Source organism: Streptomyces sp. NPDC003034 (assembly GCF_053591375.1).
The window spans coordinates 119,634-135,649 of sequence record NZ_JBSFTS010000012.1 but is presented as its reverse complement, the minus strand read 5'-3'; the positions used below and the strand labels follow the sequence as shown (position 1 = coordinate 135,649).

11 protein-coding genes are annotated in these 16,016 nt (G+C 71.6%); 7 read left to right on the top strand and 4 right to left on the bottom strand.

Going from position 1 to position 16,016, the window contains the following annotated elements; translation table 11 throughout:
• Positions 1-228 precede the first annotated feature (228 nt).
• Positions 229-1,611 carry an FAD-dependent oxidoreductase gene (locus ACWDX7_RS15275; RefSeq protein ID WP_451489759.1) on the top strand — a complete coding sequence of 461 codons (1,383 nt, stop codon included), beginning with the start codon at positions 229-231 and terminating at the stop codon, positions 1,609-1,611.
• Positions 1,612-1,680: 69 nt separating this feature from the next.
• Here the strand turns inward: ACWDX7_RS15275 and hemE are convergent, their stop codons facing one another.
• Positions 1,681-2,688 (bottom strand): uroporphyrinogen decarboxylase, encoded by a 1,008-nt coding sequence (hemE, locus tag ACWDX7_RS15270; RefSeq protein WP_451489867.1) that lies wholly within the window; start codon positions 2,686-2,688, stop codon positions 1,681-1,683.
• A 187-nt stretch (positions 2,689-2,875) separates the two neighbouring features.
• On the opposite strand from hemE, the gene ACWDX7_RS15265 reads away from it, so the two are divergent.
• The 6 genes from ACWDX7_RS15265 (at position 2,876) to ACWDX7_RS15240 (ending at position 10,952) form a co-directional block, all read left to right on the top strand.
• Entirely contained in the window at positions 2,876-3,532 is a 657-nt protein-coding gene (locus ACWDX7_RS15265) for a DUF3000 domain-containing protein (RefSeq protein ID WP_451489760.1), read from the top strand.
• A gap of 321 nt (positions 3,533-3,853) precedes the next feature.
• Positions 3,854-4,516 (top strand): helix-turn-helix transcriptional regulator, encoded by a 663-nt coding sequence (locus ACWDX7_RS15260; RefSeq protein ID WP_355409765.1) that lies wholly within the window; start codon positions 3,854-3,856, stop codon positions 4,514-4,516.
• A gap of 194 nt (positions 4,517-4,710) precedes the next feature.
• Positions 4,711-5,991, top strand: coding sequence for an HRDC domain-containing protein (locus ACWDX7_RS15255; protein ID WP_451489761.1), 1,281 nt, complete (start codon positions 4,711-4,713; stop codon positions 5,989-5,991).
• A 467-nt stretch (positions 5,992-6,458) separates the two neighbouring features.
• On the top strand, positions 6,459-7,679 hold the full coding sequence (locus ACWDX7_RS15250) for a thiolase family protein (RefSeq protein WP_451489762.1): 1,221 nt from the start codon (positions 6,459-6,461) through the stop codon (positions 7,677-7,679).
• Positions 7,676-9,814, top strand: coding sequence for a 3-hydroxyacyl-CoA dehydrogenase NAD-binding domain-containing protein (locus ACWDX7_RS15245; RefSeq protein ID WP_451489763.1), 2,139 nt, complete (start codon positions 7,676-7,678; stop codon positions 9,812-9,814). Before ACWDX7_RS15250 ends, ACWDX7_RS15245 begins: the two co-directional genes overlap by 4 nt.
• Before the next feature lie 91 nt (positions 9,815-9,905).
• The gene (locus tag ACWDX7_RS15240) at positions 9,906-10,952 is read left to right on the top strand and encodes an LCP family protein (RefSeq protein WP_451489764.1); all 1,047 of its coding nucleotides are present in this window, start codon (positions 9,906-9,908) and stop codon (positions 10,950-10,952) included.
• A 23-nt stretch (positions 10,953-10,975) separates the two neighbouring features.
• Here ACWDX7_RS15240 and ACWDX7_RS15235 read toward each other — a convergent pair whose 3' ends face one another.
• The 3 genes from ACWDX7_RS15235 to ACWDX7_RS15225 all read right to left on the bottom strand — a co-directional run bounded on the left by ACWDX7_RS15235 (position 10,976) and on the right by ACWDX7_RS15225 (position 15,968).
• Positions 10,976-12,487, bottom strand: coding sequence for an amino acid permease (locus ACWDX7_RS15235; protein ID WP_451489765.1), 1,512 nt, complete (start codon positions 12,485-12,487; stop codon positions 10,976-10,978).
• Between the two features lie 91 nt (positions 12,488-12,578).
• Positions 12,579-14,495 (bottom strand): 1-deoxy-D-xylulose-5-phosphate synthase, encoded by a 1,917-nt coding sequence (gene dxs / locus ACWDX7_RS15230; RefSeq protein WP_451489766.1) that lies wholly within the window; start codon positions 14,493-14,495, stop codon positions 12,579-12,581.
• 252 nt (positions 14,496-14,747) lie between these two features.
• On the bottom strand, positions 14,748-15,968 hold the full coding sequence (locus tag ACWDX7_RS15225; protein WP_451489868.1) for a sugar ABC transporter permease: 1,221 nt from the start codon (positions 15,966-15,968) through the stop codon (positions 14,748-14,750).
• Positions 15,969-16,016: the final 48 nt, after the last annotated feature.

Below are 16,016 nucleotides of genomic sequence, written 5' to 3'. Positions count from 1 at the left end.
GCGGGATCGGCCGGGACCGCGGAAGGCATGTCCGCGCCGGAACCGGCCTTCGCTACGGCGGTCGAACCCGGCGCCGGTGCCGCGGCGCGCCGGATCACCCGCGGGCGGGGCCCGCGGACCGGGAGGACTGACAGAACACCTGCTCGCCCTTCGGTCTTTCGATCACCGGCCCGTAGCGTGTTCCCCGAGCGACGGTGACGGCGACGGTGGCGAAGGACGGTGCGGGCGATGGCGACGGAACGACTGGTGGTGGTCGGCGGTGACGCGGCGGGGATGTCCGCCGCCTCGCAGGCCCGGCGGCTCAAGGGCCCGGCGGAGCTGGAGATCACCGCCTTCGAGCGGGGGCACTTCACCTCCTACTCCGCGTGCGGAATCCCGTACTGGGTCGGCGGCCTGGTCGCCGAGCGGGACGACCTGATCGCCCGCACCCCCGAGGAACACCGGGCCCGCGGCATCGACCTGCGCACCCGTACGGAGGTGGTGGAGCTGGACCTACCGGGCTGCCGGGTCCGCGCCCGCGATCTGGACAGCGGAGCCGAATCCTGGACGGGCTACGACAAGCTCGTCCTGGCGACGGGCGCCCGCCCCGTCCGCCCCCGGCTGCCCGGCATCGGCGCGCACGGGGTGCACGGCATCCAGACCCTGGACGACGGCCAGCGCCTGATGACCACCCTGGAGCGTACGGAGGGCCGCCGCGCGGTCGTCGTCGGCGCCGGGTACATCGGGGTGGAAATGGCGGAGGCCCTGGTCGGGCGGGGGTTCGAGGTCACCGTCCTGCACCGGGGCGAGCAGCCCATGGCCACGCTGGACCCGGACATGGGCGGCCTGGTGCACAGCGCCATGAACGGCATGGGCATCCGTACGGTCGCCCGCGCCGACGTCGCGAAGATCCTGACGGACGAGGAGGGCCGGGCCCGGGCGGTGGCCACCACGGCGGGCGACGAGTACCCGGCGGACGTGGTCGTGCTGGGCCTCGGCGTGGAACCCCGCACGGCGCTCGCGCGCGCCGCGGGCCTGCCGCTCGGGGAGTCGGGCGGCCTGCTCACCGACCTGTCGATGCGCGTGCGGGGCCACGAGAACATCTGGTCGGGCGGCGACTGCGTGGAGGTCCTGGACCTGGTCGCGGGCCGCAACCGGCACATCGCGCTGGGCACCCACGCCAATAAGCACGGCCAGGTGATCGGCACCGGCGTGGGCGGCGGCTACGCGACCTTCCCGGGCGTCGTCGGTACGGCGGTGAGCAAGGTGTGCGACCTGGAGATCGCCCGTACGGGCCTGCGCGAGCGGGACGCGCTGGAGGCGGGCCTGCGCTTCGTGACGGCCACCATCCGCTCCACGAACACGGCGGGCTACTACCCGGGGGCGCGGGAGATGACGGTGAAGATGCTGGCGGAACGCCGCACGGGCCGCCTCCTCGGCGTCCAGATCGTGGGCGGCGAGGGCTCGGCGAAGCGCGTGGACATCGCGGCGGTGGCCCTCACCGCGGGCATGACCGTGGACCAGATGGTCTCGCTGGACCTCGGCTACGCCCCGCCGTTCTCACCCGTGTGGGACCCGATCCTGGTGGCGGCCCGCAAGGCGGTCTCCGCGGTCCGCTCGGCGGGGGTCTGAGACCCCCGCCGGCCGGACGAGTCTGCCGCGCCGGAACGGGCCCACCGCGCCGGAACGGTCCCTGGCGGCCTATCGGGCCGTGCGCGTGTGGACGTAGTCCACCAGGCGGGTCAGGGCGTCCGGGTCCGTGGTCGGCAGGACGCCGTGGCCGAGGTTGAAGACGTGGCCCTCCAGGCCGGCCGCGGCGGCGAGCACCTCATCCGTCTTGGCCTCGACCGCCTCCGTGGTGGAGAAGAGCACGGCCGGGTCCAGGTTGCCCTGGAGCGCCTTGCCCGGTCCGACGCGGCGCACGGCCTCGTCCAGCGGGATCCGCCAGTCGACGCCCATGACGTCCGCGCCGGCCTCGCCCATCAGGCCGAGGAGCTCGCCCGTGCCGACACCGAAGTGGATGCGCGGGACTCCGTACGACGCGACGGACTCGAAGACCTTCGCCGAGGCGGGCATCACCGAGCGGCGGTAGTCGGCGGGGGCCAGCGCGCCGACCCAGGAGTCGAAGAGCTGGACGGCGGAGACGCCCGCCTCGATCTGGACCTTCAGGAACGCCGAGGTGATCTCCGCGAGGCGGTCCAGCAGGTCCGCCCAGAGCTGCGGGTCGCCGTACATGAGCGCCTTGGTGTGCTCGTGGTTGCGGGACGGCCCGCCCTCCACGAGGTAGCTCGCGAGAGTGAAGGGCGCGCCCGCGAAACCGATCAACGGCGTGGAGCCCAGTTCACCCGTGAGCATGCCGATCGCCTCGGTGACGTAGGAGACGTCCTCCGGGGTGAGGTCGCGCAGCTGTGCGAGGTCCTCGCGGCGCCGGATCGGCTGGGCGACGACGGGGCCGATGCCCGGCTTGATGTCCAGGTCGATGCCGATGGCCTTCAGCGGCACCACGATGTCGGAGAAGAAGATCGCCGCGTCCACCTTGTGGCGGCGCACGGGCTGCAGCGTGATCTCGGTGACCAGGTCCGGCCGCATGCAGGACTCCAGCATCTGGGTCCCCTCGCGCAGCTTGCGGTACTCGGGCAGTGAGCGCCCGGCCTGCCGCATGAACCACACCGGGGTGTGCGGTACGGGCTCGCGGCGGCACGCCTTCAGGAAGGCGGAGTCGTACGTCTGGCTCGGCTGGCCCGCGGAGGGGGTCTCCCCGGCTCGGGCGAAGCCTCGGGCGGGGGGAAGGTCGTTGGCGCTCACGACCCAAATCTTCGCACGTATGAAGAAGTGCCCGGCCCGGTGCGGGTGTCCCTGCGCCGTACGGGCGCCCGTTCCGCCTAGTCTTCCCCGCATGGCTGCGGCTCAGGGACGATTTTCAGATGGCGCTGACGGTGCGGACAGCGCGAAGGAGAGCTCCGTCCCGCTCCCGTTCCGGCGGGCGGTCGACGGCTTGAAGAAGGCGCGGCTGCGGCAGGGGATCGAGATCGACCCCACGAAGCCGCCCCAGAGACTGGCGCCGTACGCCTACGCGCTGGAGGCGGCGGTCGTCGACGGGGAGGACGATCTGGCCGACGGCCGGCTCATCCTGCTCCACGATCCGGCCGGGCACGACGCCTGGCAGGGAACCTTCCGGCTGGTGACGCTCGTACGGGCGGAACTGGAGCCGGAGATGGCGGTGGACCCGCTCCTGCCCGAGGTGTGCTGGTCCTGGCTGACGGGGGCGCTGGACGCGCGCGGGCTGACGTACGGGGAGGCGAGCGGGACCGTGACCATGGCGAGCTCGCACTACTTCGGCGGGCTCGCGGAGCGGCGGCCGGCGACGCAGATCGAGATCAGGGCCTCGTGGACGCCCCGCGAGGGGACGGGCGGCGTGCCGGACACCTCGGCGCACCTGGCGGCCTGGTGCGAGCTGCTGTGCCAGATCGCCGGGCTGCCGCCGGTGGGGCCGACGGATTCGGGCACGGGTGTGGTCTCACTGCCCCAGCGGCGCGGTCCGCACCAGCCGTAGGACACGGCGTCCCGGGCGGATACGGCCCCGCCGGCGAGGCGGCGACCGGGCCCGCCGGGCGGCCGGGAGGCGGCGGCCGGGGAGGCGAAGCGGTCGCCGAGCCCCTAAACGGGGTGTCAGAACGGGGCGTCCATTGCGGCCTTCTGATCACCCTTTGATCGATCGTGCGTCCGAATTGCCCGAATTGTTACTCACCAAATCGTGATCATTCCCTAAAGCCGGGCGGGTGACGTGCCGAAGGAGTCAGTGACCATCCGCACGGTTCGCACCGGCTTCCTTCCCCGAGCCGGCCGTCCCGCCACTCCCTCCCAGGAGGCCTAGGTGTCCGTTCTCCTTGAGCAGCCCGCAAGCCTGGTCGCCTACCGCCCGAACAAGCCGACGGCCATGGTCGTCGTGGCCGATCCGCGCGTACGCTCCACCGTGACCCGCCATCTGTGGGCGCTCGGAGTACGTGACGTGATCGAGGCTTCGTCCATCGCGGAGGCCCGCCCCCGCGTCGGCAGCCCGCGCGACATCTGCGTGGCCGACGTCCACCTGCCCGACGGTTCCGGTCTCACCCTGCTCTCCGAGACCCGCGCCGCCGGCTGGCCCAACGGCCTGGCCCTGTCCGCCGCCGACGACATCGGCGCCGTGCGCAACGCCCTCGCGGGCGGCGTGAAGGGCTACGTCGTCACCGGCACGCGGACCAACATCGGGCTCCCCACCCGGCCCGGCGCCGCCCCCATCGGCGCCGCCGCCGCCCGCATGCACCGCCGCCCCCCGGGTTCCCCGAGCCACCCGGGCGGCTACCGAGAGCTCTCCGGCCGCGAGGTGGAGGTCCTGCGCCTCGTCGCGGAGGGCCAGTCCAACAAGGCCATCGGCGTCTCGATGGGCCTGTCCGCCCTGACCGTCAAGTCGCACCTCGCCAGGATCGCCCGCAAGCTGGGCACCGGCGACCGGGCCGGGATGGTCGCCGTCGCACTGCGGACCGGGATCATCCACTGACCCCGCCCGGCGGCTCGCGGGCGCACCGCCCAGGCCGCCTCCCCCCGGCCGCACGGGGGGCGGCCCCCTCGGGGTGCCCCCCGGGGAACCCGGGCCACGACCCCCGCCTCCGCCCCAACCCCCGCCTCCACCCCGCGCCCGTCGACGGAACGTTCCGGCGACGGGCGCGTCGCATCCACGGATACCCTTGACCGGTGACCGACGCCCAAGAGACCGCAGCAGACCTGCGCACCACCACCGGGGGCGGCCCCCCGGACGACGAATCTCCGTCCGATGGGCTGCCGATCCCGCTGCTGGAACCCCGTGAGGGAATCCCCCCGGTGGTCGCCGACGCGACCGCCCTCGCCCGTGTGGTCGCGGCCTTCGCCGCGGGCACCGGCCCCGTCGCCGTCGACGCCGAACGTGCCTCCGGATACCGCTACGGCCAGCGCGCCTACCTCGTGCAGCTGCGCCGCGAGGGTGCGGGGTCCGCACTGATCGACCCGGTGGGCTGCCCCGACCTGTCCACGCTCGGCGAGGCGCTCTCCGGCACCGAGTGGATCCTGCACGCCGCCACGCAGGACCTGCCGTGCCTGCGGGACATAGGCATGATGCCCACCTCCCTGTTCGACACCGAGCTGGCCGGCCGCCTCGCCGGCTTCCCGCGGGTCGGGCTCGGCGCGATGGTCGAGAGCGTGCTCGGCTACGCGCTGGAGAAGGGCCACTCCGCCGTCGACTGGTCCACACGCCCGCTTCCGGAGCCGTGGCTGCGTTACGCCGCGCTGGACGTGGAGCTGCTGGTGGACCTGCGGGACGCGCTGGAGAAGGAGCTGGACCGGCAGGGCAAGCTGGAATGGGCGCACCAGGAGTTCGACGCCATCGCCGCCGCGCCGCCGGCCCCGCCGCGCAAGGACCCGTGGCGCCGTACGTCCGGGATGCACAAGGTGCGCCGCCGCCGCCAGATGGCGGTCGTACGCGAACTGTGGGAGTCGCGGGACCGGATCGCGCAGCGACGTGACGTTTCCCCCGGCAAGGTGCTCGGCGACGCCGCGATCGTGGAGGCCGCGCTCGCCCTCCCGGCGAACGCGCAGGCCCTCGCCGCCCTGCCCGGTTACGGACAGCGCATGGGACGGCGCCAGCTGGAGCAGTGGATGGCGGCCGTGGACCGCGCGAAGGCCCTGCCCGAGCACGAGCTGCCGCAGCCGGGGGCGACCCCGGCCGGCCCGCCGCCGCCGCGCTCCTGGGCGGACAAGGACCCGGTGGCCGCGGCCCGGCTGTCGGCGGCGCGCGCCGCCGTCTCGGCCCTGGCGGAGGCGCTGAACCTGCCCCAGGAGAACCTGATCACACCGGACACGGTCCGGCGGCTGTGCTGGGAGCCGCCGCAGCGGCTCGAAGCCGATGCGGTCGCCGAGGTCCTCGCGGCCTACGGAGCCCGCCCCTGGCAGATCGAACAGGTGACCCCGGTGCTGGTCACGGCGCTCGCCGCGACCGCCTGAGCCCACCGCGACCGCGCGAGCGCGACCGGCGGAGCCCGGCTCCGACCGCGTGACCGCGGCTGCCCGGGCCCCGACCGCACCCGCCCGCGCGTCCTCGCGGACCCGAAGCCCCCGGCCACCCGCCGGGGGCTTCCGCGATCACGGCGCCGCATGCCGACGCCGTATGCCGTAGGCGCGGCCGGTGCGGCCTCGCGCATCCCGGAGGAGGGCCGTCGTACCGTCGTACGGAAGTCCGGCGCCCCGACGCCCGGACGCCCGGCCCAGGCCACGGTCTCGCGAGGCCCCACGGCCACGCTCCCCGCCCGGCCGCCGCAGCCACGGCAGTGTGACCTTCGCCGCTCCTCGGGGAGGGGGTGTGCACATTGGTTACTCGCAAGTAGCATGGGCCGGGTGAGCGCGCGCTCAGCACCACACGCCGAGCGCACCGCCGCGCAGCAGTGCACACCCGCACCTGGAGGAGAGCCAACGTGCCTCGTACCGTCAGGGACGTCGTCTTCGTCGACGGCGTCCGCACCCCGTTCGGCAAGGCGGGCCCGAAGGGCATTTACCACGAGACCCGCGCCGACGATCTCGTCGTCAAGGCGATCCGGGAGCTGCTGCGCCGCAACCCGGACCTGGACCCCAAGAAGATCGACGAGGTCGCCATCGCCGCGACCACGCAGATCGGCGACCAGGGCCTGACGCTGGGCCGTACGGCCGGCATCCTCGCGGGCCTCCCGCAGTCCGTCCCGGGCTACTCCATCGACCGCATGTGCGCCGGCGCGCTGACCGCCGTGACCGCCGTCGCGGGCGGTGTGGCCTTCGGTGCGTACGACGTCGCCCTCGCCGGCGGTGTCGAGCACATGGGCCGCCACCCCATGGGCGAGGGAGTCGACCCGAACCCGCGCTTCGTCTCGGAGAAGCTGGTCGACGAGTCCGCCCTCTTCATGGGCATGACCGCCGAGAACCTGCACGACCGCTACCCGGCGATCACCAAGCTCCGCGCCGACGAGTACGCCGTGCGCTCGCAGGAGAAGGCCGCCAAGGCGTACGCCGACGGCAAGATCCAGCAGGACCTGGTGCCGGTCTCGGTGCGCAACACCAACCCGGAGGTCGGCGAGACGGGCTGGGGCCTGGTCACCACCGACGAGCCGATGCGCCCGGGCACCACGCTGGAGAACCTGGCCGGCCTGAAGACCCCCTTCCGTACCCACGGCCGGGTCACCGCGGGCAACGCCGCCGGTCTCAACGACGGTGCCACGGCCGCGATCATCGCCTCCGAGGACTTCGCCCGCGAGAACAACCTCCCGGTCAAGATGCGCCTGGTCTCGTACTCCTTCGCGGGTGTCGAGCCGGAGGTCATGGGCTACGGCCCGATCCCCGCCACCGAGAAGGCCCTCGCCCAGGCGGGCCTGTCGATCTCCGACATCGGCCTGTTCGAGATCAACGAGGCCTTCGCCGTGCAGGTGCTCGCCTTCCTGGAGCACTACGGCATCGCCGACGACGACGCCCGCGTGAACCAGTACGGCGGCGCCATCGCCTTCGGCCACCCGCTCGCCTCCTCCGGCGTCCGCCTGATGACGCAGCTGGCCCGCCAGTTCGAGGAGCAGCCGCACGTCCGCTACGGCCTGACCACCATGTGCGTCGGCTTCGGCATGGGCGCGACGGTCATCTGGGAGAACCCGCACTTCGATGGAGGCACCAAGTGAGCACCACCACTGAGCTCCTGAAGGGCGCGGCCGAGCTGTTCCCGGACGAGGTCGTCACCTCGGCGCACGTGCGCCACCTGGACCTGCCCTTCGGCGCCGGGCGCTTCGCGCTCGTCACGCTGGACAACGGCTTCGACCACACCAAGCCGACCACCTTCGGCCCGCAGTCCCTCGCCAACCTGAACGCGGCCATCGACCAGGTCGAGCAGGAGGCCCTCGCCGGCTCCATCGTCGGCGCGGGCATCACCGGCAAGCCCTTCATCTTCGCGGTCGGCGCCGACCTCAAGGGTGTCGAGCTGCTGAAGAAGCACGACGAGGCGCTCGCCATCGGCAAGGGCGGCCACGAGGTCTTCAAGCGCCTCGCGGCGCTGGCCGTCCCGACCTTCGCCTACTACAACGGCGCGGCGATGGGCGGCGGTGTCGAGGTCGGCCTGCACTGCACCTACCGCACCGTCTCCAAGGCCCTCCCGGCCTTCTCCCTGCCGGAGGTCTTCCTCGGCCTGGTCCCCGGCTGGGGCGGTTGCACCATCCTGCCGAACCTGATCGGCGCGGACCGCGCGGTCTCGGTCATCATCGAGAACTCGCTGAACCAGAATCGCCAGCTGGGGGGCAAGCAGGTCTTCGAGCTCGGCATCGCCGACGCGCTGTTCGAGGGCGCCGACTTCCTGGAGCAGTCGCTCATCTGGACCGCGAAGGTCCTCAACGGCGAGACCGAGGTCGTACGGGCCGACGTGGACCGCGGCGAGGGCTGGGACGCGGCGGTCGCCCGCGGCCGCGCCATCGCGGACTCCAAGGTGCACGGCGCGGCCCCGGCCGCCTACCGGGCCCTCGACATCATCGAGGCGTCCAAGGACGGCGACCTGCAGAAGGGCTTCGACGCCGAGGACGCGGCGCTCGCCGACCTCATCATGGGCGGCGAACTGCGCTCCGGCATCTACGCCTTCAACCTGGTCCAGAAGCGCGCCAAGCGCCCGGCCGGCGCCCCGGACAAGTCCCTGGCCCGCCCGGTCACCAAGGTCGGCGTCGTCGGCGCGGGCCTGATGGCCTCGCAGCTGGCGCTGCTCTTCCTGCGCCGCCTGGAGGTGCCGGTGGTCCTCACCGACATCGACCAGGAGCGCGTGGACAAGGGTGTGGGCTACGTCCACGCCGAGATCCAGAAGCTGCTCGGCAAGGGCCGCATCAACCAGGACAAGGCCAACCGCCTGACGGCCCTGGTGTCCGGTGTGCTGGACAAGGCCGAGGGCTTCGCGGACGCGGACTTCATCATCGAGGCCGTGTTCGAGGAGATGTCGGTCAAGCAGAAGGTGTTCGCGGAGGTCGAGGCGGTCGCCCCGGCGCACGCGGTCCTCGCCACCAACACCTCCTCGCTGTCGGTCTCCGAGATGGCCTCCAAGCTCCAGCACCCGGAGCGCGTGGTCGGCTTCCACTTCTTCAACCCGGTCGCGATCCTGCCGCTGCTGGAGATCGTCCGCGGTGAGCAGACCGACGACGCCTCGCTGGCCACGGCCTTCGGTGTCGCCAAGAAGCTGAAGAAGACCGCGGTCCTCACCAAGGACGCCCCGGCGTTCGTGGTGAACCGCATCCTGACCCGCTTCATGGGTGAGATCCAGAACGTCATCGACGAGGGCACCCCGGTGGCCACCGCCGAGAAGGCCATCGAGCCGCTCGGCCTGCCGATGTCCCCGCTGGTGCTCCTGGAGCTCGTCGGTCCGGCCATCGGCCTGCACGTCTCCGAGACCCTGAACCGCGCCTTCCCGGAGCGGTTCACCGTCTCCCCGAACCTGAAGCGGGTCGTCGAGGCCGGCAAGCGCGGCTTCTACGTCTACTCCGCCGAAAACGGGTTCAAGCCGGAGCTGGACCCCGAGGTCGCCGCCCTTCTGGTGCAGGGCGACAGCGTCCTGACGGAGGAGCAGGTGCGCGACCGCGTCCTGGACGCGGTGGCGCAGGAGATCGGCCTGATGCTGGAGGAGGGTGTCGTGGCCGAGGCCCAGGACATCGACCTCTGCCTCATCACCGGCGCCGGCTGGCCCTTCCACCTGGGCGGCATCACGCCGTACCTGGACCGTGAGGGTGTCTCGGAGCGCGTGAACGGCAAGAAGTTCCTGGCCCCCGGCGTGGCGAGCGTTCCGGCGTAACGCGCCCCGCGGACAGGCTTCCGGAGCCGAGGCCCGCCCCTTCCGGGGGGCGGGCCTCGGCTATTCGAATACCTGTCTAAGATTCACCCTCATGACGGACAAGCACGCGCGGCCCGGGCGCCGCGGCCGCCGCATTCTGCGGATCACCCTGCTCCTGGTCGCCGTGCTGATCCTGGGCGCCGCCGGGGCGGGCTGGTGGGCGTACAGCCACCTCAACGGCAATATCGACAGCGTCGACCTGGACCAGGCCATCGGCGACAACCGGCCGCAGAAGGTCGTCGCGGGGGCGCAGAACGTCCTCGTCCTCGGATCCGATTCGCGGGCCGGGGCCAACGGCGACCTCGACCACGGCGATGTGAGCGGCGCCCGCTCGGACACCGCGATGCTGGTGCACATACCCGAGGGCCGGGCCAGGGCGACCGCGGTGAGCATCCCCCGCGACACCCTGATCACCCGGCCCGAGTGCAAGGGCGAGGACGGCAAGACCGTGCCGTCCGCGAAGCGGGCCATGTTCAACGGCGTTTACACGCTGGGCGGACCGGCCTGTGTGGTCAAGACCGTGGAGGAGATGTCCGGCATCCGCGTCGACCACTTCGTGGAGGTGGACTTCGCCGGTTTCAAGGGGCTGGTGGACGCGCTCGGCGGGGTGACCGTCACGCTCGACAAGCCGATGAGCGGAGCGAAGGGCGGCCTCAAGCTGGACGCGGGCACGCACCGGCTGGACGGCGCCGACTCGCTCAAGTTCGTACGGACGCGCTACGGCTACGGAGACGGCAGCGACCTCGGCCGGATCGGCCTGCAGCAGCAGTTCATGATGGCGATGCTGTCCGAGATCAAGAAGCAGGACGCCTTCGGCAACCCGGCCCGGCTGTACCAGCTCGCCGACGCCGGCACCAAGTCGCTGACCACCGACTCCGACCTCGCCTCGCTGACCGCGCTGTCCGACTTCGCGCGCAGCATGCGGGGCGTGGACCCGGCGACCATGGAAACGGTCATGCTGCCGGTCGCCTACGACAAGATCGACCGCAACCGGGTGGTCGCCGCCGAGCCGCAGGCGACCCAGCTGTGGGAGGCCCTGCGCAAGGACCAGCCGATCCCCGCCTCGGCGAAGGAGTCCCCCGCCAAGGGCGGCCGCTGACGACCGCCCGGACGGGACACCCCCTAGCGGTCCTCGCGCACTGCCTGCTCCACCGTGCTGCCCCGGCCCAGCAGGCTGTGCCCGCGGCCGTAGACGAAGTAGACGACCAGGCCGGCCGCCATCCAGATCCCGAAGCGCACCCAGGTCTCGGCCGGCAGGTTGAGCATCAGCCAGACCGAGGCGGCGATCGAGAGGATCGGTACGAGCGGCACGAGCGGGGTGCGGAAGGACCGGTGCAGGTCGGGGCGGCTGCGGCGCAGGATCATCACGCCGAGGGCCACGACCACGAAGGCGAACAGGGTGCCGATGTTCACCAGCGTGGCGAGCTCGTTGATGCTGGTGAAGCCGGCGACGACCGCGATGACCACGCCGAGCAGGATCGTCGGCCGGTAGGGCGTACGGAACTTGGGGTGCGTCCGCGAGAAGAAGCGGGGCAGCAGGCCGTCGCGGCTCATCGCGAAGAACACCCGGGTCTGGCCCAGCAGCAGGATCATGCACACCGTGGTCAGGCCGACGGCGGCGCCGAAGCTGATGATGCCGCCGTAGATCGGATGCCCGGCGGATTTGAAGGCGTCGGCCAGCGGGGCGCTCACCGACAGCTGGGAGTAGTGCTGCATGCCGGTGACCACGAGCGAGACCGCCACGTACAGCACCGTACAGATCATCAGGGAGCCCAGGATGCCGCGCGGCATGTCCCGCTGCGGCACTTTGGTCTCCTCGGCGGCCGTGGCGACGACGTCGAAGCCGATAAAGGCGAAGAAGACGACGGAGGCCGCGGTGAAGATGCCCATGATGCCGAAGTCGGTCGGCGCGTATCCGAAGATCAGCTGGATCAGTGGCGCGTCGAGCCCGGAGCCGCTCGGCTGGGGCCGCGCGTCGGGGATGAAGGGCTGGTAGTTGCTGGCCTTGACGAAGAACAGGCCGGCGATGATCACGATGAGCACCACCGTGACCTTGATGGCGACGACGATCGCGGTGATCCGGGCGGACAGCTTCACGCCGATGACGAGGATCACCGTGAGGATCAGCACCAGGATGAAGGCGAGCAGGTCGAAGGTGCCGCCCGGGATGTCCGGGCCCTGGAGGGCGACCGGCAGTTGCATGCCGGCGTTCTCCATGAGCGAGCGGACGTACCCCGACCAGCCGACGGCGACGACCGCGGTGCCGAGTGCGAACTCCAGTACCAGGTCCCAGCCGATGATCCAGGCGGGGAACTCGCCGATCGAGGCGTAGGAGAAGGTGTACGCGGAACCGGCTACGGGGACGGTCGAGGCGAATTCGGCGTAGCAGAGGGCGGCCAGTGCGCACACCACACCCGCGGCCACGAAGGCCAGGGCGGTGGCGGGTCCGGCGGTCTCCTTGGCGACCTTGCCCGTGAGGACGAAGATGCCGGTGCCGATGATCACGCCGACGCCGAAGACGGTGAGGTCCCAGGCGGAGAGGGACTTCTTGAGGGCGTGTTCCGGCTCTTCGGTGTCGCGGATGGACTGTTCCACCGACTTGGTGCGGAAGGGACTGTTCAGATCCTTGCTCACCGACGCACCTCCGAGCACCTGACGCACACGAAACGGGCCGGGAGGCCACCCCTCAGGGATAACCTCCCGGCCCGTCGTGTGCAACCGCGCGTCAGTCGACGACGGCGGCCGGCTCGTTCTCGTAGCGCCCGTCGAGCTTGGCCACCAGGCCGGTGACCTGCCGGGCGATGGCGGGCGCGGTCAGGCCGATCTCCGCCATGACCTCCTTGCGGGTGGCGTGGTCCAGGAAGCGCTGCGGAATGCCGAAATCGCGCAGCGGTACGTCGACGCCCGCGTCGCGCAGCGCCTGGGAGACGGCGGATCCGACACCACCGGCGCGGCTGTTGTCCTCCACGGTGACGACCACCCGGTGGGTGTCCGCCAGCGGGGCCAGGGCCTCGTCCACGGGCTTGACCCAGCGGGGGTCGACCACGGTCGCGGAGATGCCCTGCCGGTCGAGCAGGTCGGCGATCTCCAGGCACATCGGGGCGAGGGCGCCGACCGAGACGATCAGTACGTCCGGACGGGTGACCTCGGGTGCCGGGCTGCGCAGCACGTCCATGCCGCCGATGCGGCCCACGGCCGGGACGGCCGGGCCGACGACGCCCTTGGAGAAGCGGACGACGGTCGGCGCGTCCTTGACCAGCACCGCCTCGTTCAGCTGGGCGCGCAGTTGCTCGGCGTCGCGCGGGGCGGCGAGGCGCAGGCCGGGGACGACCTGAAGGATGGACATGTCCCACATGCCGTTGTGGGAGGCGCCGTCGGTGCCGGTGATGCCGGCGCGGTCCAGGACGAAGGTGACCCCGCACTTGTGCAGGGCCACGTCCATCAGGACCTGGTCGAAGGCGCGGTTGAGGAAGGTGGCGTAGACGGCGAAGACCGGATGGGCGCCGCCGGTCGCCAGGCCCGCCGCCGACGTGGCGCCGTGCTGCTCTGCGATGCCGACGTCGAAGATGCGGTCCGGGAAGGCGTCCGCGAACTTCTTGAGGCCGACCGGCTGGAGCATGGCCGCGGTGATGGCGACGATGTCCTCGCGCTCCTTGCCGAGCTTGACCATCTCGTCGGCGAAGACGGAGGTCCAGCTGGCGGCGTCGGTGCTGACGGGCAGGCCGGTGTCGGGGTGGATCACGCCCACCGCGTGGAAGCGGTCCGCCTCGTGTTCCAGGGCCGGGGTGTAACCGCGGCCCTTCTGGGTGAGGCAATGCACGATAACCGGGCCGCTGAAGCGCTTCGCGCGCTGCAAGGCGGACTCCAGGGCCTCCATGTCGTGGCCGTCGATGGGTCCGATGTACTTCAGGCCGAGGTCCTCGAACATGCCCTGCGGGGCGATGAAGTCCTTGAGGCCCTTCTTCGCGCCGTGCAGGGTTCCGTAGAGCGGCCTCCCGACGACGGGGGTCCGCTCCAGGAGGTCCTTGCCGCGGGCCAGGAAGCGTTCGTAGCCGTCCGTGGTGCGCAGGGTGGCCAGGTGGTTGGCGAGGCCGCCGATGGTGGGGCCGTACGAGCGCTCGTTGTCGTTGACGACGATCACCAGGGGGCGGTCCTTGGCGGCGGCGATGTTGTTCAGCGCCTCCCAGGCCATACCGCCGGTCAGCGCGCCGTCACCGATGACGGCCGCGACGTGGTGGTCCTCGCGGCCGAGCACCTCGTTGGCCTTGGCGATGCCGTCAGCCCAGCCGAGCACGGTGGAGGCGTGCGAGTTCTCGATCACGTCGTGCTCGGATTCGGCGCGCGAGGGATAGCCGGAGAGGCCGCCCTTGGAGCGCAGGCTCCCGAAGTCCTGACGGCCCGTGAGCAGCTTGTGGACGTAGGCCTGGTGGCCGGTGTCGAAGAGGACCTTGTCCTTGGGCGAGTCGAAGACCCTGTGCAGGGCGATCGTCAGTTCGACCACACCGAGGTTGGGGCCGAGGTGCCCGCCGGTCTTGGAGACGGCGTCGACGAGGAAGGACCTGATCTCGGCGGCGAGCTGAGTGAGCTCCTCCTGGCTGAGCCGGTCCAGATCGCGCGGTCCCTTGATGCGGGTCAGCAGCACCCGTGCCTCCTTGCAGTTGCTCGCTGGTCTGTCGAGTCTAATGTTCCGCTGCCGCGCGCCGTCATCGGGCCGCCCCGAGCGGGGTCACAGCTTTGTCATACATGTACGCACCGTTGGCCGCCCACACCTCACATACGGGCGTATACCAGCACAGGCATGCGTACCCGGACACGCACAGGTGCCCGGCGCCACACGAGGTGGCCCCGGGCACTGTGACCGGTCTTACCGTGAAGGGCGCTCCGGGCGCGCGGGTCAGGCGCGTCCGGCCGTCTTCTGGGTCTTGCGCGTGACCGAGTCGATCACCACGGTCGCCAGCAGCACCGCACCGGTGATCATGTACTGGATCGGCGTCTCGATGCCCTCCAGGGCCAGACCGTACTGGATGGAGGTGATGACCATGACGCCGAGGAGGGCGTTCCAGGTCCGGCCCCGGCCGCCGAAGAGGCTGGTGCCGCCGATGACGGCCGCCGCGATCACGTTCATCAGCAGGTCGCCGGCGCCGGCGCTCTGGTTGGCCGCCGCGATCTTGGAGGCCCAGAAGAGGCCGCCGATGGCGGCGAAGGTGCCGGCGAGGGCGAAGACCGTGATGCGGACCGCGTTGACGTTGATGCCCGCGCGGCGGGAGGCCTCGACGCTGCCACCCAGTGCGAAAACGTTTCGCCCGAAGGTCGTGCGGCGCAGCAGGAAGTCCGTGCCGACCAGGGCCACCACGAAGAGCACCACCGCGAGCGGCAGTCCCTTGTACTGGTTGAACACCATGGCGGGCCCGAACGTGAACACCGCGAGCAGGCCGGTGCGCAGCAGGATCTCGGCGAGCGGCCGGGAGGGGACCCCGGCGGCCTCGCGGCGGCGGGCGTCGAGGAAGGCGGCGAGGAAGTATCCGGCCACGGCGAGCGCGGCCAGCCCGTAGGCCGCGGCCACGTCCGCGAAGTAGTACGTGGTGAGCTGGCCGACCACGCCCTCGGAGTCGAGGTTGATCGTGCCGTTGCTGCCGAGGATCTGCAGCATGGCGCCGGACCAGAACAGCAGGCCCGACAGGGTGACGGCGAAGGCGGGGGCGCCGATCCGGGCGAAGAAGAAGCCGTGGACCGCGCCGATCAGGGCGCCGCCGGCGATGGCCGCGAGGATCGCCAGCCACTCGTTGACTCCGTGCGTGACGGCGAGGACGGCGACGATCGCGCCCGAGACGCCGCTGACCGAGCCGACCGAGAGGTCGATCTCGCCGAGCAGCAGCACGAAGATGATGCCCACGGCCATCATGCCGGTGGCGACCATCGTGATCGCGATGTTGGTGAGGTTCTCCGGGGAGAGGAAGTTCGAGTTCAGCCCCTGGAAAATGCTCCAGATGATGACCAGGCCGAGGACGACCGGGATGGAGCCCAGGTCGCCGGCCTTGAGCTTGCGGCCGAACTCGTTCAGGTACCCCGCGAAGCCCTGCTCGCGGACGAGCAGCCGCGGGTCCACCGCGGGAATGGCGTCGGGCGCGGCGGCCGGATTGACCGGGCCGGCCGCATCGCCGCG

Coding starts and splice junctions, on each gene's coding strand:
- ACWDX7_RS15275 (WP_451489759.1), top strand. CDS start 229: ATGGCGACGGAACGACTGGTGGTGGTCGGCGGTGACGCGGCGGGGATG.
- ACWDX7_RS15265 (WP_451489760.1), top strand. CDS start 2,876: ATGGCTGCGGCTCAGGGACGATTTTCAGATGGCGCTGACGGTGCGGAC.
- ACWDX7_RS15240 (WP_451489764.1), top strand. CDS start 9,906: ATGACGGACAAGCACGCGCGGCCCGGGCGCCGCGGCCGCCGCATTCTG.